Source organism: Bacteroidales bacterium, assembly GCA_014860585.1.
Lineage (GTDB): Bacteria > Bacteroidota > Bacteroidia > Bacteroidales > 4484-276 > RZYY01.
Genome location: JACZJL010000145.1, coordinates 1 through 24,488 on the forward strand (window position 1 = coordinate 1; position 24,488 = coordinate 24,488).

Genomic DNA, 24,488 nt, shown 5'->3' on the forward strand with positions numbered 1-24,488 from the left:
AAAAAGCTAAAATTGACACCCACATAGCGTTTAGTCTATACGGGTGGATTTTTCGGTTTCAATCATCTTTAACAGAATATTCAGTTGATTTTTGATGCTTTCATTTTCCAGGCGAAGTTGCTCAATCTTTTCTTCAACTGGTGTTGTGCGATAATCCTGTGATGATTGAACGTCAGCCGAAGAATCAGGGGAAATATTTGTTTTTGATAAAAGATTATTCTTACTTTCAGGCTCTCTCCCCAAAAGACTTTCGAAATTATCATCGGTTGGCCTTGATGCGTAGGATTTGTCAGCAGGCAGTTTATAAGCCATTGCAGTAGTATATCCAAACTCATTTGAATTCCACTGTGAAGGTGCATTGGTAGTTCCGCAAAGTCCAACTTCATAAGTACCCGGAGCCAGGAATCCAGTGGTAGAGGAAAGTGAAAACGGGATTCTTGTTCCAGCCGGCACCATTAAACCAAAAATTCCGCCTCCTATTGAAACAATTGATCCTCCGTTAATATTCCTGTAACACAGGTAGAGATTCATTGATCCGGTGGAGTTGACCCCAGTGGTGCTACCCATCCCGCGGGTGGAGTGAATCAGTATACTGGAAGTTTCGGTCAGCTCAACAGTCGCAGGAAGCACCAGGAAATTCAGCCCCGTACTAATATTCGTATAGCCAACGGCCTGATTCACATTTAAAATACTCATCGGGCTGTTTTGCCAGGAGGCCGTTCCCCCTTCATCGCTGGTAAGCACTTTTCCGGCGCCGGGATCTCCTCCTGTTATTTTCACCTGACCATCCACCTCAAGTTCCGCTTCCGGATAGTTAACGCCAATCCCAACTTTACCCAGGTTGTAGGTAAGATTGTTGTCTTCGTCCTTCAGCCATTTTTCGCCAGCATCAACCTGCATCCATCCCTCGCCGGTATTTACAAACAAGGCATTAAAATCGGTATCAAATACCACCAAACCGGAAGCCGGGTATTGCATTGCTAAGCGTTGTGCTGAAGTTAACCGGGGTGGTAAAAATCCCTTGGTGGTGGATTCCACATCGAGCATGGCTGAGGGGTCTGGGGGCGTGCCATTTTCATTAATAGAAATTCCCTGAGTAAATGCAGGGATCGAAAATAAGAAAATCAAGCTTGAAATTATCAAAATTAGGACCAGGTGTTTCATTTGTGTACTTGGTTTATTGATTGGTAATTAGAAATTTTTCAGATGTCACTATGTTTAGTTTTAATGAGAAATGGCTGCACATTTGTAACCAAATTGTCTGATAAATATGGCAGGTCTAATTCTTTATTCTGCCGTAAACACTTTTTCAACCCTCCACTGTGTAATTTCGGGCGGTCCAGCCAGAAATAACTGCGACTCTTCCCTGAATTGCAATAAATGCGGCGTGTTCATGTGGGCTGAGTTGTAGTAGGATGCATCACTCCATTCCTCATAAAGCAAAATATTAGACGGTTCTTTTGAATCAATGTGGACTTTGATACTGACAAAATGCGGTTCGTGTCTTACATTTTCAATGAGCTTTGTCAACCCGTTAATTGCATCAGTACTTTTTGAGGGCAATGCCTTAAACTTCACCAGCACAATTAAATTGGTGTCAGCGCCCGATTCTATTTGATCTTCGCAGGATGACATAATTAGAAAAAATGTGGTAACCACCAGGAAAAAGATAATGTTTAGATTTGATTTCATATACAATAGCTTAGGTTAAAGAATCAATAGTATCAATTTGGTCGTATGTTCGGAATAATTTAAAAAAACCTTCCAGATTATGCCCAGATGGATGCCTTAGGCAATATACCTGGAAGGTTTGATAAGCTAGAGCAATAGTATCGCAAGAAGCGATAGGATTACTAATTGTGATTTTACTTCTTCACCACCCGCTTCACTACCGTTCCTCTCTCACCGGATAGCTTAATCTGGTAAACCCCCGGCTGCAAATCGTCAAGATCAATGATGTGGGTGTTTTGGCTTTCAAGTTTTAAGGTTTGTAAAGTAGAACCTAAAGTCCCAATCAACTCAATGGCTGAGAATTCAGAAATCCCCGTAATCCAGATCATTCCATCGGTTGGATTGGGATAAATACTGATTCCGCTGCCCAGTGTGTTTTCAACTCCTGTTGCTGAAAGCTTTAGCATTTTTATCGCTGACAGTCCTTCGCCGGTGAAATTGCCGGTTTGAGGCAGTTGCTCATTGTATTCCACCAGCACATCGAAGGTATCGCCTGTGGATGGACGGTAAACTTTATAGGTCATCGGCTCCATTTCATCAAAGCCATCTTTCGAGGTGGTTGTAGCATCATCGGCATAGGCCGTGAGTAGTGCATTTGCAGATGTGTTGCTGATTTCGGAAATTCCATAACATTCATCATTTTGCGAAAAGACTCCGATCAAATCACCTGTTAACAGGCCATTCATTCCTTCAGCTTCAATAGCAATGAGATGAGAAGATGGAGAAACAGTCACCTCATTCCACGGGTTAGCAGGTAATTTGATTTCGGGATAATTCCCTGTCCATTCTGCTTTGGCATTTGCAGGGAAGGTAATGGAACCAGATGAACCGAGTAACGCATAATAAGCTTTACCTGGCAGCAGGTTTCCGAGTGTGTTGATGCCATAAGCCGGCCAGTAAACACCCGTTCCGGCTACATCCTTGGCAATGGTCAGACTGGTTCCGGCGAACAGAGACACCGGATTCACCGGGGTATTAACAATCACAGGAACCAGGTTCCAACCGGCGCTCAGCGAGAATACCTTGTTGGTTTCTTCATTTCCAATAACCGGGAAAGTGGCGGCGCTGTTCATTTTCAATTTATAGGCCGACTGACTGAGCCAGTCTCCAATGGTATTGACCGGCACGGCAGGATAATACATTCCGGTCATGGTCTGAGCAATGATGAAATCAGACAAAACAGGCGCAAAAACATCCTCTATGGCATTGTTCACCGGCATGATGTAACTTGAAAGTCCCTGCCAGCCTGCATTTAGCGAAATTGAATGTGTCGGGTAAGATACCTGGGTTACGGTAATATTTACAGAGGGTGAACCACCTGTAGCTGTCACATTGATGGTTCCAATCCTGGTGCTTCCGGTAGCATTTTCGCCGTAATTCACTGTTAATGTTCCATTTCCGGTTCCACTCATCGGAGTAACGCTTAACCACGGTACGCTCTCGCTCACAGCCCACCCGGTATTGGAGCTAAGGCTGAAAGATGTTGATCCGGCAGTTGCAGCTACATCCCGGTTTGCGGGTGTTACGGTTAACGTGGCTGCTGCACCGGCCTGGTTCACCGTTACGATCACATTTGGAAGACCTGGTGAAGAAACTGTGATCTGACCCGACCTTGGAGTTGCGGATGTGTTCTGGTTATAGCTTACATTGAGTGTTCCGTTACCGGTTCCGCTCATTGGCAATACACTCAGCCAGGCAACACTTTCGGTTACAGTCCAGGAGGTGTTTGAACCCACACTGAATGATGTGGAGCCTGCCGGAGCAGTTACATTCCGTGAAGAAGGGGTTACTGTTAAAGTCGCGCCAGCCTGATTCACAGTAACGATCACATCAGGCACTCCGGGCGCCGAAATTGTGATGATGCCCGACCTCGGCGAGGGTGAACTGTTCTGCATGTAGTTGATGGTAACAGTTGCATTGTTACTACCCGACATTGGAGCCACACTGAGCCATGCCACACTTTCCGAAATCGTCCAGGCAAGGTTGGAAGTAATGTCAAAAGTAACCGATCCTGCCGGTGGATCAACATTGTGCACAAGCGGTGAAGCAGAAAGCTCATACACAAGCCAGTCCACGCGGTTATATATATCATAATCATTATCTTCCCCAGCAAATGAACCTGTAAAATCAACAAAAGTGATGTTTCCCTGGTTCATATCTTTAGCGACATTGTAGCCGGCAGTGTTGTTTGGAAATGAAGCCCCGGTGATCGTTAAATCCTGATTATTATTGATTACAAGCAACGCCGAACCAGCAGTCCCATCGCCATTCCTGAATGTGCAGTGATTAAAGCTAAAATCGGGATCAACCATCGCTCCGTCCTTAACATTAACACCATCAGGCCCGGCCATGTGCTCAAAAATTGTATGCTCAGCACTGATGGTACCGCCAGCGTTCACCTCAAAAGCATAAAAACCGACCGCATCCTTATAAATCCGTGCTTTATTACTGCTTGTTCCTCTGCATTCAAGCAACCCTCCATTATTCACTGACAAACTGGAAACAACCGAAAGTAATGAACCTTCCGGAAGATAAAGTATACCACCATCATTGATATTTATTGCACCCAGGGAATTATAAAAATTACCTCCCAGGTTCAACGCACCTTGATTGATTGTGGTCGTGCCTCCATTAAATGCAACTATATCCGAAAGCAAAGTAAGCATGAATGACGTAGGTATTTTTCCTGACTCATTCCCTGCCATCGTCTCACCGCCACTAACTGCATTGAGATTGGAAGATTTTGCAACCGCTTTATCAATAACCACATGATTGAATGCCGTTGACCCGCCGTTTCTGAGGAAAACCTGGTTATCTTCACCAGTGAATTCTGTTGTTGACGGATTTCCCGGGTAATAATTCCCCGGTCCATTCATGGTAAAATCACCCTGGAACCTGTGTGTAAGCCCGGAAACAAAACTGTTGAAATTTCCCGAATTGATTTCAAAATCACCCAGGATTTGCAGATTACCGGCCGGCCTGACTGCTCCGCCGGATTTAGTAATTACAAAAGTGCCAAAGTCTTCAAAAGGTGCAGCCGTTGTAATGATTTGATCAGCCACACCATTGAAAGTGATTACTTCGTTTCCGCTCGTGGAATATCCTACGAAAGTGTCATATAGGGTGTTATTATTTGTCCAGTTACCTCCAACAAAAACCTGGACCCCGGAATCCAGGAAACCAACATTGAGCCCGGCTCCTAAGTTAATGTTTACGTTATTGCCAATGGTTAATACCGAATTGGAATTTGCTTCCAGCGTGCCGTCAATCAGGTTTAGGTTATTGAGAACTGTTACTGGTACCGACATGATCTCGAGTGCATCCCAACTCGCAGAATAAGTTTTATCCAGTGAGAGATTGTAAAAAGTCTCCTCAGTTAAAATATCTGCGTCATCAGGGCCATTAAAGATCACAGTACTTGTCCCTTCATTAAAACCGCTTTCACCGACATTGTTTGCCCAGTCGCCGCCAATATTTATGGTTCGTGTTCCGGCATTAAGCGTACCTGATTGAATTGTCATGTCACCATAAATAGAAATATCTGATGACAATGATAACGCATTCGCCCTCGTGCCATCTGTCAGCAATTCACCACTGCGTGGATCGGTAAGAGGGATGTCAGGTTGAGAACCGGTAGCTTCTTTCGAGGATTTGTTGACCAGTATATTGTTCAACCTATTGGTTGCGGACATCGAAACAGTTCTATCGCTGCTTCCATAAAACTCAAAAGTTCCGTTATCAATTACAAAACCGGTTCTGCTCATGCTAAGCCCACCTGTTGTCCGTATTAGCGCATCCTCAGATAAATTGGCATTCAGTGTATAGGTCAAACCACTTATCGTAATCCCGTTGTCCTTAAAATCAAGCACACCGCCATCCATGGTAAGCGAAGCATTCCGCGAGAACGCCCACCAGCTGTTTCCGTTTCCACCATAAACGTTGATGGTTCCGCCACCGTTAAAGTACAAATCCCCATCAAGGTCAACCCATTGGACATTGTCCTGGTAAAGGTTGATCACCGAACCGGGATTCACCCAAAATCCACCGGTAATACCCTGCTGGGCCAGATCAAGCGCAGTAAATGTTCCTCCCGGATAGACATCAATTCCGCCCGATGTCCACAAATAGGAATTGCAGGTAACAATCTGGCCGGGATAAAGTATTCTCAATGCCGCACCCATATTGGCTTCGAGAATATTAAAGTTTTCGTTGGTATAAATGTTCTGATGACCGGCGCCGCTGAAAGTTACCTTCCCATCGCCAGGCTCAAATCCGCCGGGGAAAAGCAGGTTATGCCAGTCGCCTTTAATGTTAATGTTGTAGCTTGCAGTTGGCGTAGGGGCATTGTAACAGCTTAAACGACCATTGGTGATTACAAGGTTGCCGAGAATATTGAGGTCGGCATTGGCAATGTAAACATAACCTCCCGGTTTTGCGATTCTAAATTCGCCAAGCTTAAGGGTTCCGCCATCCTGATCCTGGATATAGTTGGTGCCGCTTCCGGTCATTTCCAACCTGCCTGCGGAAAGGTCAATATCGTAGGAGGCGTTGCTGGCTACCCTGAAATTACCCCCGCAATAAAATGACCCACCTGACATATCAAGATTACTTCCGTTCAAAAACTGTATTCCACCGGCTACTGTAATACTTTTAAATTCACTCAGCTTAAGCGTGCCGCCATCCTGTATTTCCAGCGCTGTTGTAGAAGTGCTGTTGATGTATAGGTGTCGGTTAGATGCCAACTGAAACTGCCCTGATACAATTCTGAAAGTACCACTACAAGTTACATTATTTTGCTGCGTGACAATCGCATTGTCAGACTTCCAAATCCGGACATTGGTATAGGTATCATTTTGGTTATCGTCCCACCATAAAACATTTCCGGAACCAAAGAAATAAAGTGAGGCCGCAGTACTTGTCATGGTATATTGACCAAAGCCTGCATCAAATGTCCCGTACACATCAAGAAATGAATTATTGTGTGTAAGTATCGCTCCTGATTGCAGGATCATGTTGTTGCATTGCGCTGCTGTATTGATCTCCGGTGAGAAAGGCGTCCCCGATGGAATTACAGCATGGAGTGTACTGGTAGGAACTACATACAACGACCAGTTTTGCGGATCGTGCCAGTTAGTGCTTACAATACCTGTCCAGTAATTTGCAGTAGCAGCTGTTGTCAGGTTAATGGTGTAATCTTCAACTTCTCCATAGGAAGTTGAGCCACACGGGTCAACGGCGCCGGTCCAGGTAATTCTTATTCTCATTACAACCGGACCTGTGGTAGCTCCTGATGGAGGATAGATCGTTGCTGTGTAAGGACCTACCCCGGGTGTACCTGTTACAGCGATTGATTCGTTCGCATCATAAAAATCACCATCTCGGTTCCAATCCACCCATATCCCACACTGATCACTCGGATAAATCGGCGTGCCATTGGTCACTGTCACGGGCATTCCTGCATTTACAGGTAAATTGGTAGAATGGGATAAAGTGTAGTCACCGTAGTTGGTACAACCGGTGGAATTGTCGATGCTTCCGGCCTGAACCCTGCTAATATATTCGGTGCATCCACCCGACGCATAACAACTGGAACTAAAGCTAAAGGCTGCCACTCTTGTCCGCCATGATGCACCCCCGTTGGAGTATTCATTGGTGTACCAAAACCTGGTATCATCCGATGGGTCAACACTCATCATCGAATAATCTCCCCAGCGGTTCCACCCGGTTTGAGAATTCGCTCCTGCAAATATGCTTCGCTCGGTCATTGTCATGGTATTTACAGGATCACTGGCTTTTCTTCCGGTATATCGGATGGATGGGAATACCGTTGAACTCGAAACTGAATACCCGAGTGCAATATCCCCTTCACCATTCATGGCAATACTACCCATCCAACGGCTGTCAGAGGTGGGTGAGTAAGTGCTTTGCTGATGTACAAACCAGTTGGCGCCGGTTTTACGAAGCTCATACCATCGCACTCCAGCCCGGTCGGTATTGTTAACATCCACCGAGTGAGTGCAAACAATAGCCTGATGGGATCCAAAATTCCTGTATTGCGCCCTGAACATTAACACTTCCGGCACTGCATCAAGCTCCTGGGCTACACCCGGTTGAGCAATATTATCCCAACTGGGTCCAAAATTAGAGTCAAAAGCCGTTACATTCAACTGCTGAATTCTGCTGAAAGTGGCTGCTCCGGGATTACTCCAGTTAACGCTGAGTGCATAAATCCACAACTGATCGCTCCCACCCCAGGCATCATCGTTGATGGTTACAAATAAACCCGGTGAACCGAATGGCGCTAAAGTGCCGTCATTGTCCAGGGGCATAATGGCATGAAAACCAATTGAAGGGCGATCGGGATTATCAAATGTAACAGCCTGAGGACTGGCATTTCCGGCAATCATCGCGGTGCGGTTGAACACTGCAACATCCTGTCCCCCTGTATTGCAACCCATATAATAGCCGTCCCTCCATACACCATATTTTGGGTAATCCGGCTTGGTAGCCCAGGAATAAGACCAGCGATACCAACTACCCGTCGGATCGCCGGTTGTTGAAACAGCAATATAGATGCTGTACGGAGAACTTGATTTAAATACGGAAATAAACCACCTGTCGGCTTGTGAATCGTATAATACGATCGGATCGGTTATACTCGAAATAGCAAAACCACTCCAAATCGAAGTTGTGTTTAATGGTCCTAACACTGAATTTCCCAATTTATCAAAGATTTGATAAGAGCTGTTCACCACCTGGAAATAATGATTAGGCCCAACGTCGCCTTGCGTGTCTGGCGGAATTGAACCATTGATATTACTTATCCCTTCGAAATTGATAGTGGGGGCGCCTCGTTCATCGCCCTGGGTACCCATCTCCTGCTGCCAGGCTTCATCGGGGCCTTTGGGCAACGCTGTTTCAGCAAAAGGATGGTTTCTGATACGCATCATAGGATTACGAACAAGGGTGTCTTTCATAAAGGCTGGTTCAACAGGTATATCCCTGAGCGGGATGGAAACATCAAAGTAATCCGGTTGGATAACTTTTGAAACAAACTCCTGACCTTTAGCAGAATAGCTAAACAATAATAAAATGAACAATGGGAAAAGTAAAGTTTTACGCATGATGATAATTTTTATTGATTGAACAATGAATGAATTTTTAGCAAGCGCAAAATAAAGTAATACAGCCCCATATTAACAAATCGTATTTTGTTAATAGTCCTTAAAAACAAGTTATCTAACTGATTATAAATCAAATGCTTTTGTTAACGAAAAGTTAAAAATGCAATTTCGATTGAAATCAAAGAGAAGTAAATTGAATGCAGGAGTTTTTAAGAGTGATTTTTTAAGGAAGCACGGTGAGCAAACATGGGATCACAAACACGGAGCTTTGAACGAGTCTTTTCATACCAGGTTTCAGGAATGATGCAATGGTTTGAATTCGCTTCATTCAACTGAATAAAAAGCAATTTTCCATCTGCACTGATCAGTAAAAATCTCTACTGCGGTTATAACAAATTGGGTTGAACTTTAAAATTTGAAAAACGAATTCAAATGCTATTTATTTATAAACTCCCTGGCTTTTCTTAAGGCACTTTCGATCCCGTCCGGATTTTTTCCGCCGGCAGTTGCAAAATGGGATTGGCCTCCTCCGCCACCACCAATTTCTTTGGCAATTTCGCGGATGATCTGGCCGGCGTTAAGTCCTTTTTCTTTGGTCAGGTTGTCAGAAATCATCACAGTAAGTCCTGCTTTCCCATCTGCTGTGTTTCCCAAAACAAGAAAGAGGTCATCCATAATATCCTTCATCATAAAAGCTAAATCCCTGGCTGCCTGAGCATCACCATCAATTTTTTGAGCGATAAAATTAATACCATTGATGTGCTCGGCCTGACGCTTTAATTCAAACTTCAGGTCGGCAATCTTTTCTCTTTTCATGGCTTCGATCTGCTTTTCCAACACTTTCTTCTCATCAATCAACTCATGAACGGATTTTAGGATATCTTTCTGGTTTTTAAAGATATCTTTCAGGCCTGATATAATCGCATCCTGTTCAATAAAAAGTTCTTCCACACGGTCAGCAGTGATGGCTTCGATGCGCCGGATACCGGCAGCAATAGCAGTTTCAGAAACGATTTTGAACATTGAGATTTGCCCTGTTGCAGGGACATGCGTACCGCCACAAAACTCGATGGAGAAGGAGGGATCAAAGGTTACTACGCGAACAAGCTCACCATATTTTTCTCCGAACAAAGCTGCCGCACCCATCGCTTTGGCCTCATCTATAGGTACATTACGCTGATCGTGTATGGGTACATTTTCTCTGATTTTAGCATTGACGATCTGTTCTACTTTCCGGATTTCCTCCGGCGTCAATTTAGCAAAATGCGAAAAGTCGAACCTCAGCCGGTTTTCGTCAACCAATGAGCCTCGCTGCTCGACATGATTACCAAGCACACGCTTAAGGGCGGCGTGCATCAGGTGAGTAGCACTGTGATGGTTCATCGTCATGCGGCGTTTATCGGCATCCACACGTGCGATGTAGTTGGCATAGAGGTCGTCAGGAAGATGATCACTAATGTGAACGATAAGGTCGTTTTCTTTCTGGGTATCCCTGATATAAATTTTATTTTCATTGCTTTCAAGCGTACCCCGGTCGCCCACCTGACCGCCTGATTCTGCATAAAATGGTGTTTGATCCAATACAATCTGGTAATAAATCTCTTTTTGTGTTTTCACTTTTCTGAACCTCATGATCCGGGCTTCGGCCTCCAGCGATTCATAACCGAGGAATACGGTCTGGTCATCACCAGTTCTGATCACAACCCACTCGTCAGTGTCTATTTCTGCCGCCTGCCGCGAGCGTTGTTTTTGCTGCTCAAGGCGACTGTTATATCCATTCATATCCAAATCAAGGCCTTTTTCGCGTGCCATTAACTGAGTGAGGTCTATCGGGAAACCATAAGTATCAAACAATTCAAAAGCAAAATCACCGGCAATTATTTTCTGACCGGGATTTGATTCCACATATTGTTCAAATCGCCTGATCCCATGGGAGAGCGTGCGCAGGAAAGCATGTTCTTCTTCAGCAATCACTTTAGTAATCAGTTCTTGTTGTGCAACAAGCTCAGGGAAAAATTTGCCCATATCAACCACAAGGATTTTAACCAGCTTGTTGATAAACGGTTCTTTTAAATCGAGAAAGGTAAAACCATATCGAACTGCTCTTCTCAAAATTCGTCGGATCACATAACCCGCCTTGTTATTGGATGGAAGCTGTCCGTCGGCAATAGCAAAGGCGATGGCGCGCAGATGATCGGCAATTACGCGCATGGCGATATCCTGTTTAACATTTTCGCCGTAGTGTTTTCCGGCTAAGCGGCCTATCTCCTGTATAACAGGTTGGAACACATCAGTATCATAATTCGACTTTTTCTTTTGCAAAGCCATAGTCAACCGCTCGAAACCCATTCCGGTATCGACATGTTTTGCAGGCAATGATTCCAATTTTCCGTCATTTTTCCTGTTGTACTGAATAAAAACAAGGTTCCAGACTTCAATTACTTCGGGGTGCCCGGTATTTACCATTTCTTTACCCGGACGTTGACGTCTTTCTTCATCATTACGTAAGTCAATATGGATTTCAGAGCAAGGCCCGCAAGGACCAGTATCACCCATTTCCCAGAAATTATCTTTTTTCGAGCCGTAAAGTATTCTATCTTCGTCGATTATTTTTCGCCAAACATCAAATGCTTCCTGGTCCACGCCAAGGCCTTCGCTATCATCTCCGCCAAACACAGTTACATAAAGTCTTTCCTTGTCGAGTCCAAAAACGCTGGTCAATAATTCCCACCCCCATTCGATGGCTTCCTTTTTAAAATAATCGCCAAAAGACCAATTACCCAACATTTCAAACATTGTATGATGGTAAGTATCATGTCCCACCTCCTCCAGATCATTGTGCTTACCTGAAACCCGGAGGCATTTTTGAGTATTGGCAATCCGTGGATATTTCACGGGAGAGTTGCCAAGGAAAATATCTTTGAACTGGTTCATCCCTGCATTGGTGAACATCAGCGTAGGGTCATTCTTAACCACCATTGGCGCTGAGGGAACGGTTTTATGCTGTTTGCTTTCAAAAAATTCAAGAAATGTCTGTCGTATCTGAGCTGAATTCATAAGGCAATAATTAACAAGTTTGGGTGTTATTGAACTTCGGAAAAGGGTGCAAAATTAGTTTTTTTGGTAATTTTGCAGCAAATTAAAAGTATCAAGTCGTTTCAATCCGTTAATTATGGGTAAAGCAAAATATCATTTCGATCCTGTAACCATAACCTTTGAAATCGTAAAATATCCCTTCAGAAAAAAAGTCAGGAAGTTTTTTCTCTACCTGTTGGCTGCAGGGCTGTATGGAATCATAGTACTTTTTGCTGCTTACAGTTTTCACGACTCCCCCAAAGAACGTTACCTCAAGCGTGAGCTTTCGCATATGGAATTTCAGTATCGAGTACTCAACGATCGTCTGGATCAGATTGGCGAGGTGATTGAAGACCTGCAGCAACGTGACGATAATATTTATCGCGTGATCTTCGAGGCAGAACCAGTCCCCTCCTCAGTGCGCAAAGCAGGCTATGGGGGTGTTGACAGGTATAAAAGTCTGGATGGCTATCTCTACTCCAATTTGTTAGTTCAAACAACCGAGAAACTGGATCAGATCACCGGCCAGTTGGTCGTTCAGTCAAAATCATTTGACGAAGTATTTGAATTGGCCAAAAACAAATCAGCATTTATTGCCTCCATCCCGGCCATTCAGCCTATAAACAACAAAGACCTCAGGCTACTCTCATCCTATTATGGTTACCGGATGGACCCATTTTACAAAGTCATGAAACTACACGAAGGTGTGGATTTTTCAGCCCCGGTTGGCACAAAAATTTATGCTACCGGCGATGGCATTGTTACAACAGTGGAAAAGGGGAAAAGCCATTATGGTAACAACGTCCTGATCGATCATGATTTCGGGTATGAAACCTTTTACGCACATTGTGCTGAAATTAAGGTAAAACCCGGTGAGCGCGTCAAGCGGGGACAGGTGATTGCAACTGTTGGCATTACAGGTAAATCAACAGGTCCTCACCTGCACTACGAAGTAAGAAAAAACGGAAGAGCCATTAACCCTATCAATTTCTTCTTCAACGACATCAGCCCGGAAGACTACCAATTGATGATAGAGCTCTCTGCAAGACCATCCCAAACAATGGATTAAACCCGCATAATCAATGAGGTAATCAAACAACCAGATGGCGAAAATTCCTGTTGAAAAAATGTTTTTTAAAATTGGTGAAGTGGCCGATATGTTTAATGTTAGTACTTCGTTGATCCGCTTTTGGGAAAAAGAGTTCGACATCATCCAACCGAAAAAGAACAAAAAAGGCAACCGGCTTTTTACTCCTCAGGATGTTGAAAACTTCAGGATTATTTATCATCTTGTCAAAGAGCGCGGCTTCACTCTTAAAGGCGCTCAGGAAAAACTGAATCAAAACAAACATGATACGATTGACAAGGTGGAAATCGTGAAATCATTGCAAAAAATCAGGGGATTTCTGGAGGATATAAAGGCGGAACTCTAAGTTGTTGCTGCAGTATCTGGCAAAAACACCTGGGTAAGATCAACTTTCAAATCACCATTAAAAATGTTTACCGGAATTTTATCATCACCTGCATACATTCCTACAAACTGATACTTTCCGCTTTCATCCAGAAGAAATACATTTACGTTTTCGTCATTTGGATTGACGATCCAATATTCTCGAACACCATGCTCCTGGTAGATTTCAAATTTGTCCTTGATATCCCGCTGTGAATTTTTTGGTGAAACAATTTCGATAATCAGGTCGGGAGCACCAAGGCAGCCGCGATCGTCAAGTTTTGAAAGGTCACAAACAACATAAATATCGGGTTGTACAACTGTGTATATTGATCGGTCAGCCTTACTGGTTTTGTTTTTTGGAAGCCTTACATCTGAGGGGGCATGATAAACCTCACATTTTTTTGTTTCGAGATATACACCCCATATCTTCATCAAAATTGCAGAAATTCTCTGGTGTTTACGTGATGGCGCCGGAGTCATTAACCTGATGAATCCATCAAATAACTCTCTTCTTTTATCATCCATCCAGGTCAGATAATCAGCGTATGTGTATCTTTTAGACAAATCCAGTTTGAGCGTTTCCATTTTATATCGGTTTAATTTTGACAAAAATAAAACTTTTTTCAAACTGATAAAACCCTGAGCATGCAATTTGAACTTCACAAATGCCCTATTGAACAGTACCAATAAAAACCGGAACGACCAATCCGATCCTTCCGGTTTTAAATGATTTAAAACTTAAATTGTTATTGCACTTCAGGTTCCGGCAAAAACTCAGTCTCCGTCACAAACGTCCGTTCAAACAGCTGGGCTTTGGTTCCGTCGAATTCTGCCTGAGGATTCATTGTGGAAGTGATCACCCAGTTGATCAGCGTGTCAGGTGTTGAGAAGGCTTTTAGTTCAACTGGATTAAAATTATTTCCTTCAATATTCAGTTCAAAGGCTGCATCTCCTGTTTTGATTGTGGATGAAGGAACAAAGTTAGCACTTGTCAATCTTTGGAGCCTGCTGAGGTACCTTACCGTTTTGAGAGAATCGGCGGGTTGGTTGTTGATCATCCACCGGTTATCCACTTTTTCGACTGTAAATTGAAAATCCGGATGAGTGAACTCCAACCTTGAAATATCATCCTTGTTCACATTCACCAGCGTTTTGTTGCGGTATGCGTTGACGTCCTTCTGGTAAGTCATTCTGAGGAACCCCTCCACTGCATAAACTTTTTGATCGTCTGCCCGACGAACAAAACTGGTCATTTTACCCTGTTGCTGTTGCTGTTGCATTTGGCCCTGGGGTGGCTGGGTATAGGAAAATTTACCAAAATAAACATCAGCCAGATTTTTACTGTCACCTTTCACCTTCACCCGGATGGCTGCCGAATCCGTCACTTCGTATTCCGTCCAACGATCTTTTGAAGTGGCTGCAATGCGTTCGGGCTTTATTTCATGAAATTGACCAAGGATTGATTTCACAAGGTTGTAATCTGCAGGGTAAGAATTTCCTTCGGCCTTTACACTCCAGTCGGATTCCGTATTTCGAACAAGCTGTATTTCTGCATTTTCCGTTGGAATATGGATGTGAATTTCGGTCACCTTTGCCGTATCAACAGCAATAAGCACCCGACTGAAAGATCGGTCTTTATCACCCCTGAATTCGGAAAGGGCGTAAATTGCAGCAAGTATCACCAATATGATGATCAGGACTTTAACATTTAATTTTTTAAACATAACCTTCCTCCATTCTTTTAGTTCGTTTTTTTCTTCTAAGTTGCATCCTAACAAGTCCAAGTACCACAATCAACACGATTGGAAGTAAGAAATTCACCCACTTGTAAGTAGCTCGTTTCCCTTCTTCCAGTTCGTCGAGTGGTCTGGAAGTAACCTCTTTTGTACGCAGTTCAATCAACCCGGTGTCATCTGAGAGCCAGTCAATCGAATTCACCATCAGGCTGATGTTGTCTGCGGGTTTTGGTTGGGCATTTTGTCCCTCGCCATTGATGGCGAAATCACCATCGGTAATTAGTATGATCTTCGAATGCACCTGGCCAACAATAGGACCTTGCAAAATTGCCCCTACTGTTTGTCCTGCCAACGGAAAGTCCCTGTCACTCCATTGTTTTTCGATGTTAAAGTACAATGGGACAGATAAAGTTCCAGATTTTTCAGAAGTTTGAAGGATGGGGGTAAATTTAATAATTGTGTCCCCATTAAAGTTGATTACACTGGCAAATTGCAGTAATACTTCATTTAATCCTTTTGTAACAGGCATATTGGGAAATTTTCGGATCGCCGGCCAATAATGAAACGGAATTTGCCTTGTAAAGGTCATGAATCCGGTTTGTTGCCGAACACCAATGTTTCCGGCACTCTTATCCACAATAAAATGATTCTCGATCATTAATCCTTTTTCTGCCAACCATCCACTTAAATTGCTTGGGTTCAAATTTCCCTGCATGGTCTGGAAATCGCCTTCCACATGATTGTGGGCAATAAAAAGTCGTCCCCCATTTGCTAAATAATCATCCAGTCGTCTGAGTTCAAAATCAGAAAATGAATCGGTGGGTGCAACAATTGCGAGAGTGAGGTATTGGGAGAGGTCAGCAGATTCGTCTGAAAGATTGACGGGTGCAATGTTGTAAAGCACCTGCAACTGCTCCATAGCCTGCATCATCGCATTGATCGATGGTTGACCATGCCCCTGAACAAATCCGACCGATGCTTTATCAACCACCGAAAGTTTCTTTATTGCAGAGGAAAGGGTAAATTCCATAGCTGCGCCAGGCTGAATGACGGGAATAATATCAGTACGATCTCCCATTGCCAGCTTTGCGCCAAGGTAAACACGTTGCTGCTTCACCTGGTCTTTTTCCCTGACATTCAGCACTAACGGCTGGATTCCAGCTTGAGCAGCTTCCTGCTCAACCTGGGGATCATCATTCGGATTGACAAACTCATAGTTCACCATACCTTTGGAGATGTTGGAATATTCGATCAGCAAATCCTGAAAATCCTTCCGGGCTTTCTCAATTTCAGGCTGGCTTCCTTTTGTAAAATAGGCTGTGACTGTTACCGGCTCATCGAGTGAGCGCAGAATATCTTTTGTGGCTTTGCTTAGTGTGTAAATCTGGTCACCGGTGAAATCTAGACGCATGAAAAACCTTGTAGAGAGCACATTTAACAAAACCAAAACCACCACGATCAATATTAACTGAGATGCTAATGACTTTTTCCTTTTCATAATTCAAATTTTTTCCATTAAAGTTAAATCCTGTTTTTCTGCAAAACCGCTTCAGTGCCAACAAGGCTTATAAAAATGATGGAGATAAAATAGATCAAATCCTTGCTATCAACAACACCTCTTGAAACGGACTCGAAGTGAGCGCCAAGGCTTAAGAAATAAAGGATTTCGCTGATTAAACCGCTGGCAGCAGTTGACAGAAAACCAAAAACAAAGTGAAACAAAATACTGATGGCCAATGCCAGCAGAAAACCAACAATCTGGTTATTTGAAATACTACTGGCAAAAAGCCCGATACTTATATAGGTTGCACTAATAAGCAGCAAACCAAAATACCCCATGATAGTGGCGCCATGATCAATATTACCCAACCTTGCCACAGTAAAATAATAAGGAATGGTGAATGCAAGGGCGATCCCGATCAACAACAATGTAGCCAGGAACTTGCCGCTGATCACCTGCCAGTCATTCACCGGGCGGGTAAGGAGCAATTCGATAGTACCGGTTTTGTTTTCTTCGGCAAACTGACGCATGGTAAGTGCCGGGATAAAAAAGAACAATGTCCAGTAAGAAACGCCGAAAAAGGCCTGCAGGCTGGCTTGTTTTACAAAGAAAATGTCCGAACCATACAGCCAGGTGAACAGCCCGCTAAAGCCGAGGAATGCAATCAGCATAATGTAGGCTGTCAGTGAGTCGAAGAATGACTGCAATTCTCTTTTACTAATGATCCAAATTTGCCTCATAGTCATTTATTTTGTTGGTTAAATCCTGATATTAAATTGAAATTTAACGATTTAATTAATGGTGAGTTCGCGGAAGATATCCTCCAGTTTAGTTTCCAGGGGTGTAAGCTCTGTTAACGTCCAGTCATGCTGCACACAGAGTTTGAAAATTGCCTTTCGGGAGGAGATATCGCTTTTACTCTGGACTTCAAAAATATTGCGCTTATGGTTGACAATGTCCACCATTTCCACAGAAGGGAGTTGACTCAATTTTTCAAAAATTTTATTTGCTTCTGCATCCTCAATGGTCACGCGGAGAATTTCCTTTCCCTGGGCATGTTTGCGGAGGTCTTCGGCAGTGCCGTCAGCGACAATTTTACCTTTGTTAATAATCATGATCCGGTCGCAGGTGGCCTCTACCTCTGCCAGAATATGTGAACTTAGGATGACTGTCTTTTCACGGCCGATCTTCTTGATCAGCTCCCTGATTTCAACAATCTGGTTGGGGTCAAGTCCTGAAGTCGGCTCATCAAGAATGAGAACTTCCGGGTCGTGGATCAATGCCTGTGCTAAACCGACGCGCTGGCGGTACCCTTTCGACAACTCACTGATTTTTTTATGTTTTTCCCCTTCAAGACCGCAGACGATCACCATTTCCCTGATCTTGTCTTTGATCTTTGCCGAAGAAATCCCCTGCAATTCCCCTACAAACTTCAGGTAATCAATAACAGCCATGTCCTGGTAAAGCGGGTTGCTCTCCGGCAGATAACCGATCCTCTTTTTGATCTCCTCCGGCTGTTCATGGATCGAAAACTCGCCTACCTTGATATCACCATCATTTGGGATCAGGTAAGTAGTGATTGCCTTCATTGTGGTTGTTTTGCCGGCGCCGTTTGGCCCAAGAAAACCAAGTACCTCGCCGGTTTTCACACGAAACGAGATGTTGTCAACCGCGCGTTGTGTACCATAAATTTTTGTCAGATTTTTAACTTCAATATCCATAAATTCACTTTTTTTTTGGTTTGCAAAAAAACGAAAAACAAAAATTTTATTGAGCTACAAAGAATGACTTTAACATTATTTAACTGGAGTGAAAACATTAACTGTTAAGGGTTTAACCGATTTTTTTACCTAAGAATTAGGAAGTTGGAAGACCAACCGGCTGTTACCTTAGGCGATCTGCCGAACGAATCAGTTTTTCATCTTTTCGAATGAAATGACTCGCCAGAAACAACATGATGATGGAAATGAGTGGTAAAATATTACCAATTCCATAATCTGGACGTGCGCTGACTTTTGATTCTATTATCGTGGAAAAGAAAAAAATGCCTCCAATCAGGATTACATGAAGGAAGATATTTAGCCTGTTCAATCGAATCTGGAGCACTCGCTTTTTGTATTGAAAAATTGTATACACTGCCAGTAAGACGATCAAGGCCTGCACGATGGAAAGTGGCAAACCAAACCAAACCGGGAATAACACAGACTTCTCTGCACCAAAAGGATCACGGACCAGGTCTTCGACACCGTAAAGGAAAAACCTGAAATAACCCAGTTCGGAGAAGTAGGTGGCCAAAGGCAGGAAAAACAATAATATTCCCGAAACCACAACAACAAGCATGTAAACCGTTTGAATCCTCTGCAACATTGTCTTAAGAATTTTAGTTGTCAAAATCAGGCCGCAAAGATAGTATCATTTTGGGCTTTGAAAAGCGTGTAGCCACATTTCAATGCAACCTTTCGAGGCTGAGAATGGCAAGCCGGTAACCATCCATCCCGAATCCAATGATCGAACCGGCAGCATAGGGAGCAATGAAGGAGGTATGCCGAAAGTTTTCGCGACTGAAAATGTTGCTGATATGCACCTCGACAACCGGCGTACTGATGGATTTTACAGCATCGCCAATGGCAACCGAAGTGTGTGTGTAACCGCCGGCGTTCAGGATAATCCCATCGCAGCTAAATCCAACCATCTGCAATTTGTCAATGATTTCCCCTTCAATATTGGATTGGAAATAATCGAGCTGATGCATTGGAAAAAGTAACCTGAGTTCCTTAAAAAAATCGTCAAACGATTTGTTACCATAGATTTCAGGTTCCCTGACGCCAAGCAGGTTCAAATTCGGTCCGTTGATGATCTGGATTTTCATACATTTGCTTTTTGGCAAAAATAACTACTTCATCCAAACTACATTTTTCTTCATCCGACATTTCTGATTTCGGCCTGTTCGATAATCCTTGTTCGATATTCAATATTCCAATTCACCCCGTGAATGTAACCAAACATCCACCAAACCTGAAACAACGGTGGACTTTGCAGGCAATTCACGGGGTGAATGATCTCTTGTGAATGTTATCAGCCTTTTACCCTGCAAATAAGGTAATAAGGTTGAAAAGCCTGATGGTTGCTCAGTTCTACTAAGGTTTGAAGATGGAAATAAGGTTTTCAATTTTTCGGGTCATTTTTCGGAGAAGGAATACCTTATCCCGAAAAAAAAACCTTAGTAGAGAGGATGTTTTGTAACAATCAACCTTATTACCTTATTGGTGAACTGTCCAGGCAATTCACGGGGTAATTGAACTTTTAAAGGAGATATCCGATTGAAGATTTAAGATGTTCGATATCAGAAATTCAAGATTCTCCAAAGGAGTCCTTCGGACAATATTCCTTGTTCAATATTCAATATTCCTTGTTCGATATTCAATATTCCAATTCACCCCGTGAATGTTACCAAAAACCCACCAAACTTTGAACTTCGGTGGGCTTTGCAGGTGATTCACGGTGTGAATGATCACTTTTTAAGGTTTGAGGATGCAAATAAGGTTTTCAATTTTTCGGGTCACTTTTCGGAGAAGGAAAACCTTATCCTGAAAAATACCTTAGTAGAGAGGATGATTTGGAACAATCAACCTTATTACCTTATTGGTGAACTGTCCAGGCAATTCACGGGGTAATTGAACCTTTAAAGGAGATATCCGATTGAAGATTTAAGATATTAGATATCAGAAATTCAAGATTCTCCAAAGCAGTTCTTCGGACAAGCCGGTGAAAAGCGAAACAGGATTGCAGTTGCAAAAGTTAAGATCAGTGGATTGACAAAACTGAACTATGCTACTTTCAACTTGCCGAAATTATTTTTCTCCAGCTTTTCCAACACATAGTTTTTGGTGACTTTCAGTTCTTTCTGTGTCTTCTTTGAAGGCAGTTCAAACATGTCGTCGTTAAGGATGGTTTCCATGATCGTGCGTAAACCCCTGGCGCCAAGTTTGAACTCGATCGCCTTTTCGACGATGGCGGCAAGGGCGGTTTCGGTGAAAGTTAATGTCACATTATCCATCTCCATCAGCCGCGTAAATTGTTTGACCAGCGCATTTTTCGGCTCAGTAAGTATTCTCCTCAGTGCTCCTTCGTCCAGAGGATTCAGGTAAGTGATGACCGGCAAACGCCCGACTATTTCAGGGATCATCCCGAATTTTTTCAGGTCGGGAGCAGCAATGTATTTCAACATGTTGTTCCGGTCAATCTGCTCTTTGTGTTTGCTGTTGGTGTATCCAATAGCATTGGCTTTCATTCTTGAAGCAATGATTTTATCTATACCATCGAATGCGCCGCCTGCTATGAAAAGAATGTTTTCGGTATTCACCTGGATCATCTTCTGCTCCGGATGTTTGCGACCACCATAAGGAGGAACATTCACAATCGAGCCTTCGAGCAGTTTTAACAGTGCCTGCTGAACACCTTCGCCCGAAACATCGCGGGTGATGGAAGGATTGTCGCTTTTGCGGGCAATTTTATCAATCTCATCAATAAATACAATTCCGCGCTCGGCCGCAGATACGTCGTAATCGGCAGCCTGAAGCAAACGTGAAAGAATGCTTTCCACATCTTCACCCACATAACCTGCCTCAGTGAGGACTGTGGCATCGGCAATGGCAAAAGGAACCTTTAACATTTTGGCAATCGTCCGCGCCATCAGGGTTTTACCGGTCCCGGTTTCTCCTACTATGATGATGTTCGATTTTTCAATTTCCACATCATCATCAGCCCCCTTCTTGAAACGGGTTTGTGAAATGCGCTTAAAATGATTGTAAACCGCAACGGAAAGAATCCTTTTGGCTTCTTCCTGCCCAATCACGTATTGATCAAGATAATGCTTGATCTCGCCGGGTTTGAGCAATTTGAAATCCAGCGCCAATTTTGATTTTGTAATGGCGGCTTCCTCCTGAAGAATTACATGAGCCTGCTCGGTGCATTCGTTGCAGATATGTCCGCTGATACCTGCTATCAGAAGCTTTACTTCATTCCGGCTTCTGCCGCAGAACGAACATTTATCATTTTGCTTTGCCATAATCGAAACGGTGTTGGTTTAAGGTTGCTTTTTACCTGCCTCCAAAACTTCGTCAATCATACCATATTCTTTGGCTTCTTCTGATGTCATCCAGAAATCGCGGTCGGCATCTCTCCAAATGGTCTCGTAATCCTTTTTGGAATGCTTGGCTATGATCTCATACAATTCCCGCTTCAGTTTCTGAATTTCCCTTGCCGTGATTTCGATATCAGATGCCTGACCTTCAGCGCCACCCATCGGCTGATGAATAAGTATTCTTGAATGTTTGAGTGCTGTGCGCTTACCCTCTTTACCGGCGCATAGCAACACGGCTCCCATTGAAGCTGCCATTCCGGTACAGATTGTTGCAACGTCGGAGCCGATGTATTGCATGGTGTCGTAAATGCCAAGACCGGCATAAACAGAACCACCGGGTGTATTGATGTAGATTTGAATGTCCTTGGACGAGTCCACTGACTCGAGGAAAAGTAACTGAGCCTGAATAATGTTGGCTACGTCGTCGTATATAGGAACTCCGAGAAAAATAATGCGGTCCATCATTAAACGCGAAAAGACGTCCATCTGAGCCACATTGAGTTGACGTTCCTCAATGATTGTGGGTGAAATATAGCCGCTCACCAGCGAATTGAACCTGTGCATCGAAAGACTGCTGATACCGCGATGCTTTAGGGCGTATTTATTGAATTCGTTTTCGGGATACATAGATTTGGAATTTGAATTTACTATTTAACGATTGGCTTTTCCTATTGTTCATCTGCCTGGGATGACTTGTTTTCAACAATTTCTTCATGGTCATGGTCGTGATCATGGTTGTGGTCATGCTCATGATCGTGCTCATGCATCAGATCACCAAAACGCTGACGGTATTTTTCTTCGGAAATCCTGTAAAACTCTGCGGGTGATAACGGAACATCCTCCAAAGTGATTTTGGATTTGATCAGTTCAGCAAACCGCAATTCATAAATTTGTCTTCTCCGCTTAGTAACTTCCTCTTTATGCTTTTCGTCTTTAAGCCAATCATTGGCGTACTTTTCGGTAATCGTATCCACTTCCTCCTCAGTCATGCCAGCGTTGTACATAAAGTAGCTGGCAATCTGCTTTTTAAACTCCTTTTTCAAAATTTCTGGTGAAATAACCAACTCATTATAGGTTGATTTCAGCTTGCCTTCGATCATATCATTGATCAGTTGCAATTTGAGATGAACATAATCTTTGGCAATATCCTCCTGGCTGAACTTACCTTCGTTCATAAAATGTAACCAACGCTTCATGAATTCATCCGGTAACTGGATATTTGCATTCTCGGTCAACCGGTGCATCACATCAGCGATGAGCATCAGGTCTGATTCCTTCTCATTATAAAGTTCGATCTGGCGGGCAATTTCAGCTCTGAACGCTTTTTCATCAGAAATTTCTTTCCCTGGGAACATGTGTTCATAAAATTCTTCGTTCAACCCTGAAGGTTCATCCTTCTGGATGTAGGTGATTTTCATCTGATAACCATTTGGATTGGCTTCGATGGCTTTTTTGTCCAACCCCATTTTTTCCTCGGCATGTTCCAGAGTACCAAACAATTCGACTGCATTGACGGTCAGGATATCATTTACCTTTTTACCCACCAACTGGTTAAGCATTTTCTCATCTACATTTTCATCAAGCAGTAGTTTGCAGGGCGAAAAAGTTCCGTCATCCAGCAAGTTACCTTTATTATTGAGTTCCCTCAGATCAAATTCAATTTCGACACCCTTTTCCACTTCTTCCACCTCCTTTTTTGTCGGATAACGCTTCTGCTCCCCTTCGATGATTTTGTCGATCTGTTCATCAGTAGCCTGAATCCTGTAATAATCCAATTTCATATTGTCTGAAAGTTCAACTTCAAATTCCGGTGCAAGGCCAATATCGAAATAAAATTCAAAATCCTTCTGCGTTTCAAAATTCACCATGCCTTTTTCACCATTTGGAATGGGATCGCCAAGCACATTGAGGTTTTCATTTTTGATGTAGTTGTTCAACTCCTCGTTGACCATCTTATTAATTTGTTCCATCAAAATTGAGATTCCATATTTTTTTTCAATCATCCCCATGGGCACTTTGCCTGGTCTAAATCCGGGAATAGTAGCCTGGCGGGCAAATTTTTTCAATTCATCATGGTAAGTTTTTGAATAATCCGCTTCAGCAATCTCAAGTTTGAGGGTGGCAGTCAAATCTCCGGTTTGTTCTTTCGTTATGTTCATTAAGTTGATTTTTTGAAAATTGGCTGCAAAATTAGTATTAATTGGGCAAACAAATTGTACCTTTGCACCGTTATTTAAAATTGTAAGACCGTTCTTTCACATTATGGGGATGACTGGATTTGACAGCAAGGAAGCGTTAATAGTAAGCATGTCGGGCAATGAGAATGTGGCTCGTCATCAACTTTTCTCAAGCCATAACTGGCAACAATTCATCTTACGCTCTCGCAGCATAATCGAAGATTAGTAGATTCATGCTAAATCCTGCCACAAGGTGGCGGGACGGGACATCCCGCAGGCGGACAAGCCTTGTTCCTGCCTGATCACGGGGTGAAGCAAAACAGGGCTAGTTGATCTCCTGCTCCGGGAGATTGGCGAAATAACAGGAGCTAAGGTAGCGATAGACCGTTCTTCGCCGGTCGTTACACAAAAATCAATGAAGAACTAAACATGTAGAAAGCATTAGTGCTGCTTGTTTGGACCCGGGTTCGACTCCCGGCATCTCCACAACGTCAATAAAACCAGGGAATTAGCCAAATAAATAGTAAAGGCTTTCTTCCTGGTTTTTT

The 24,488-nt window shown here is 43.2% G+C and carries 16 protein-coding genes and 1 other RNA gene; 3 read left to right on the forward strand and 14 right to left on the reverse strand.

Annotated elements, in window-relative coordinates; all coding sequences use genetic code 11:
* Nucleotides 1-30: 30 nt before the first annotated feature.
* The 4 genes from IH598_14935 to alaS form a co-directional block, all read right to left on the reverse strand.
* Nucleotides 31-1,164 carry a hypothetical protein gene (locus IH598_14935; protein ID MBE0639812.1) on the reverse strand — a complete coding sequence of 378 codons (1,134 nt, stop codon included), beginning with the start codon at nucleotides 1,162-1,164 and terminating at the stop codon, nucleotides 31-33.
* Between the two features lie 123 nt (nucleotides 1,165-1,287).
* Nucleotides 1,288-1,692, reverse strand: a complete 405-nt coding sequence (locus IH598_14940; GenBank protein ID MBE0639813.1) for an antibiotic biosynthesis monooxygenase — start codon at nucleotides 1,690-1,692, stop codon at nucleotides 1,288-1,290.
* A gap of 173 nt (nucleotides 1,693-1,865) precedes the next feature.
* Entirely contained in the window at nucleotides 1,866-8,855 is a 6,990-nt protein-coding gene (locus IH598_14945) for a T9SS type A sorting domain-containing protein (GenBank protein MBE0639814.1), read from the reverse strand.
* A 435-nt stretch (nucleotides 8,856-9,290) separates the two neighbouring features.
* Nucleotides 9,291-11,912 carry an alanine--tRNA ligase gene (gene alaS / locus IH598_14950; protein ID MBE0639815.1) on the reverse strand — a complete coding sequence of 874 codons (2,622 nt, stop codon included), beginning with the start codon at nucleotides 11,910-11,912 and terminating at the stop codon, nucleotides 9,291-9,293.
* Nucleotides 11,913-12,027: 115 nt separating this feature from the next.
* Here alaS and IH598_14955 point away from each other — a divergent pair, with 115 nt between their 5' ends.
* Both IH598_14955 and IH598_14960 read left to right on the forward strand, forming a co-directional pair.
* On the forward strand, nucleotides 12,028-12,999 hold the full coding sequence (locus IH598_14955) for a M23 family metallopeptidase (GenBank protein MBE0639816.1): 972 nt from the start codon (nucleotides 12,028-12,030) through the stop codon (nucleotides 12,997-12,999).
* A 34-nt stretch (nucleotides 13,000-13,033) separates the two neighbouring features.
* Nucleotides 13,034-13,363, forward strand: coding sequence for a MerR family transcriptional regulator (locus tag IH598_14960; GenBank protein ID MBE0639817.1), 330 nt, complete (start codon nucleotides 13,034-13,036; stop codon nucleotides 13,361-13,363).
* Here the strand turns inward: IH598_14960 and IH598_14965 are convergent.
* The 10 genes from IH598_14965 to IH598_15010 all read right to left on the reverse strand — a co-directional run bounded on the left by IH598_14965 (nucleotide 13,360) and on the right by IH598_15010 (nucleotide 23,922).
* Nucleotides 13,360-13,968 (reverse strand): Uma2 family endonuclease, encoded by a 609-nt coding sequence (locus IH598_14965; GenBank protein MBE0639818.1) that lies wholly within the window; start codon nucleotides 13,966-13,968, stop codon nucleotides 13,360-13,362. The genes IH598_14960 and IH598_14965 overlap by 4 nt on opposite strands.
* A gap of 161 nt (nucleotides 13,969-14,129) precedes the next feature.
* On the reverse strand, nucleotides 14,130-15,107 hold the full coding sequence (locus tag IH598_14970) for a DUF4340 domain-containing protein (protein ID MBE0639819.1): 978 nt from the start codon (nucleotides 15,105-15,107) through the stop codon (nucleotides 14,130-14,132).
* Nucleotides 15,100-16,617: a Gldg family protein gene (locus IH598_14975; GenBank protein ID MBE0639820.1), complete on the reverse strand. Its 1,518-nt coding sequence runs from the start codon at nucleotides 16,615-16,617 to the stop codon at nucleotides 15,100-15,102. The genes IH598_14970 and IH598_14975 overlap by 8 nt, the downstream gene beginning before the upstream one ends.
* A 23-nt stretch (nucleotides 16,618-16,640) precedes the next feature.
* Nucleotides 16,641-17,360 (reverse strand): ABC transporter permease subunit, encoded by a 720-nt coding sequence (locus IH598_14980; GenBank protein MBE0639821.1) that lies wholly within the window; start codon nucleotides 17,358-17,360, stop codon nucleotides 16,641-16,643.
* Between the two features lie 51 nt (nucleotides 17,361-17,411).
* Nucleotides 17,412-18,341, reverse strand: a complete 930-nt coding sequence (locus IH598_14985) for an ATP-binding cassette domain-containing protein (GenBank protein MBE0639822.1) — start codon at nucleotides 18,339-18,341, stop codon at nucleotides 17,412-17,414.
* 163 nt (nucleotides 18,342-18,504) lie between these two features.
* The gene (locus IH598_14990) at nucleotides 18,505-18,987 is read right to left on the reverse strand and encodes a DUF4293 domain-containing protein (GenBank protein ID MBE0639823.1); all 483 of its coding nucleotides are present in this window, start codon (nucleotides 18,985-18,987) and stop codon (nucleotides 18,505-18,507) included.
* Between the two features lie 79 nt (nucleotides 18,988-19,066).
* Nucleotides 19,067-19,489: a 3-dehydroquinate dehydratase gene (locus IH598_14995; GenBank protein ID MBE0639824.1), complete on the reverse strand. Its 423-nt coding sequence runs from the start codon at nucleotides 19,487-19,489 to the stop codon at nucleotides 19,067-19,069.
* Between the two features lie 957 nt (nucleotides 19,490-20,446).
* The gene (clpX, locus tag IH598_15000; protein ID MBE0639825.1) at nucleotides 20,447-21,688 is read right to left on the reverse strand and encodes an ATP-dependent Clp protease ATP-binding subunit ClpX; all 1,242 of its coding nucleotides are present in this window, start codon (nucleotides 21,686-21,688) and stop codon (nucleotides 20,447-20,449) included.
* Between the two features lie 18 nt (nucleotides 21,689-21,706).
* Complete coding sequence (gene clpP, locus IH598_15005) at nucleotides 21,707-22,390, reverse strand: ATP-dependent Clp endopeptidase proteolytic subunit ClpP (protein MBE0639826.1); 684 nt, start codon at nucleotides 22,388-22,390, stop codon at nucleotides 21,707-21,709.
* A 41-nt stretch (nucleotides 22,391-22,431) separates the two neighbouring features.
* On the reverse strand, nucleotides 22,432-23,922 hold the full coding sequence (locus tag IH598_15010; GenBank protein ID MBE0639827.1) for a hypothetical protein: 1,491 nt from the start codon (nucleotides 23,920-23,922) through the stop codon (nucleotides 22,432-22,434).
* Between the two features lie 105 nt (nucleotides 23,923-24,027).
* On the opposite strand from IH598_15010, the gene ssrA reads away from it, so the two are divergent.
* Nucleotides 24,028-24,429: a transfer-messenger RNA gene (ssrA, locus tag IH598_15015) on the forward strand.
* Nucleotides 24,430-24,488: the final 59 nt, after the last annotated feature.

Excerpts from the sequence above, each read along its gene's own strand:
- IH598_14935 (MBE0639812.1), bottom strand. The coding sequence starts at position 1,164 with ATGAAACACCTGGTCCTAATTTTGATAATTTCAAGCTTGATTTTCTTA.
- IH598_14940 (MBE0639813.1), bottom strand. The coding sequence starts at position 1,692 with ATGAAATCAAATCTAAACATTATCTTTTTCCTGGTGGTTACCACATTT.
- IH598_14945 (MBE0639814.1), bottom strand. The coding sequence starts at position 8,855 with ATGCGTAAAACTTTACTTTTCCCATTGTTCATTTTATTATTGTTTAGC.
- alaS (MBE0639815.1), bottom strand. The coding sequence starts at position 11,912 with ATGAATTCAGCTCAGATACGACAGACATTTCTTGAATTTTTTGAAAGC.
- IH598_14955 (MBE0639816.1), top strand. The coding sequence starts at position 12,028 with ATGGGTAAAGCAAAATATCATTTCGATCCTGTAACCATAACCTTTGAA.
- IH598_14960 (MBE0639817.1), top strand. The coding sequence starts at position 13,034 with ATGGCGAAAATTCCTGTTGAAAAAATGTTTTTTAAAATTGGTGAAGTG.
- IH598_14965 (MBE0639818.1), bottom strand. The coding sequence starts at position 13,968 with ATGGAAACGCTCAAACTGGATTTGTCTAAAAGATACACATACGCTGAT.
- IH598_14970 (MBE0639819.1), bottom strand. The coding sequence starts at position 15,107 with ATGTTTAAAAAATTAAATGTTAAAGTCCTGATCATCATATTGGTGATA.
- IH598_14975 (MBE0639820.1), bottom strand. The coding sequence starts at position 16,617 with ATGAAAAGGAAAAAGTCATTAGCATCTCAGTTAATATTGATCGTGGTG.
- IH598_14980 (MBE0639821.1), bottom strand. The coding sequence starts at position 17,360 with ATGAGGCAAATTTGGATCATTAGTAAAAGAGAATTGCAGTCATTCTTC.
- IH598_14985 (MBE0639822.1), bottom strand. The coding sequence starts at position 18,341 with ATGGATATTGAAGTTAAAAATCTGACAAAAATTTATGGTACACAACGC.
- IH598_14990 (MBE0639823.1), bottom strand. The coding sequence starts at position 18,987 with ATGTTGCAGAGGATTCAAACGGTTTACATGCTTGTTGTTGTGGTTTCG.
- IH598_14995 (MBE0639824.1), bottom strand. The coding sequence starts at position 19,489 with ATGAAAATCCAGATCATCAACGGACCGAATTTGAACCTGCTTGGCGTC.
- clpX (MBE0639825.1), bottom strand. The coding sequence starts at position 21,688 with ATGGCAAAGCAAAATGATAAATGTTCGTTCTGCGGCAGAAGCCGGAAT.
- clpP (MBE0639826.1), bottom strand. The coding sequence starts at position 22,390 with ATGTATCCCGAAAACGAATTCAATAAATACGCCCTAAAGCATCGCGGT.
- IH598_15010 (MBE0639827.1), bottom strand. The coding sequence starts at position 23,922 with ATGAACATAACGAAAGAACAAACCGGAGATTTGACTGCCACCCTCAAA.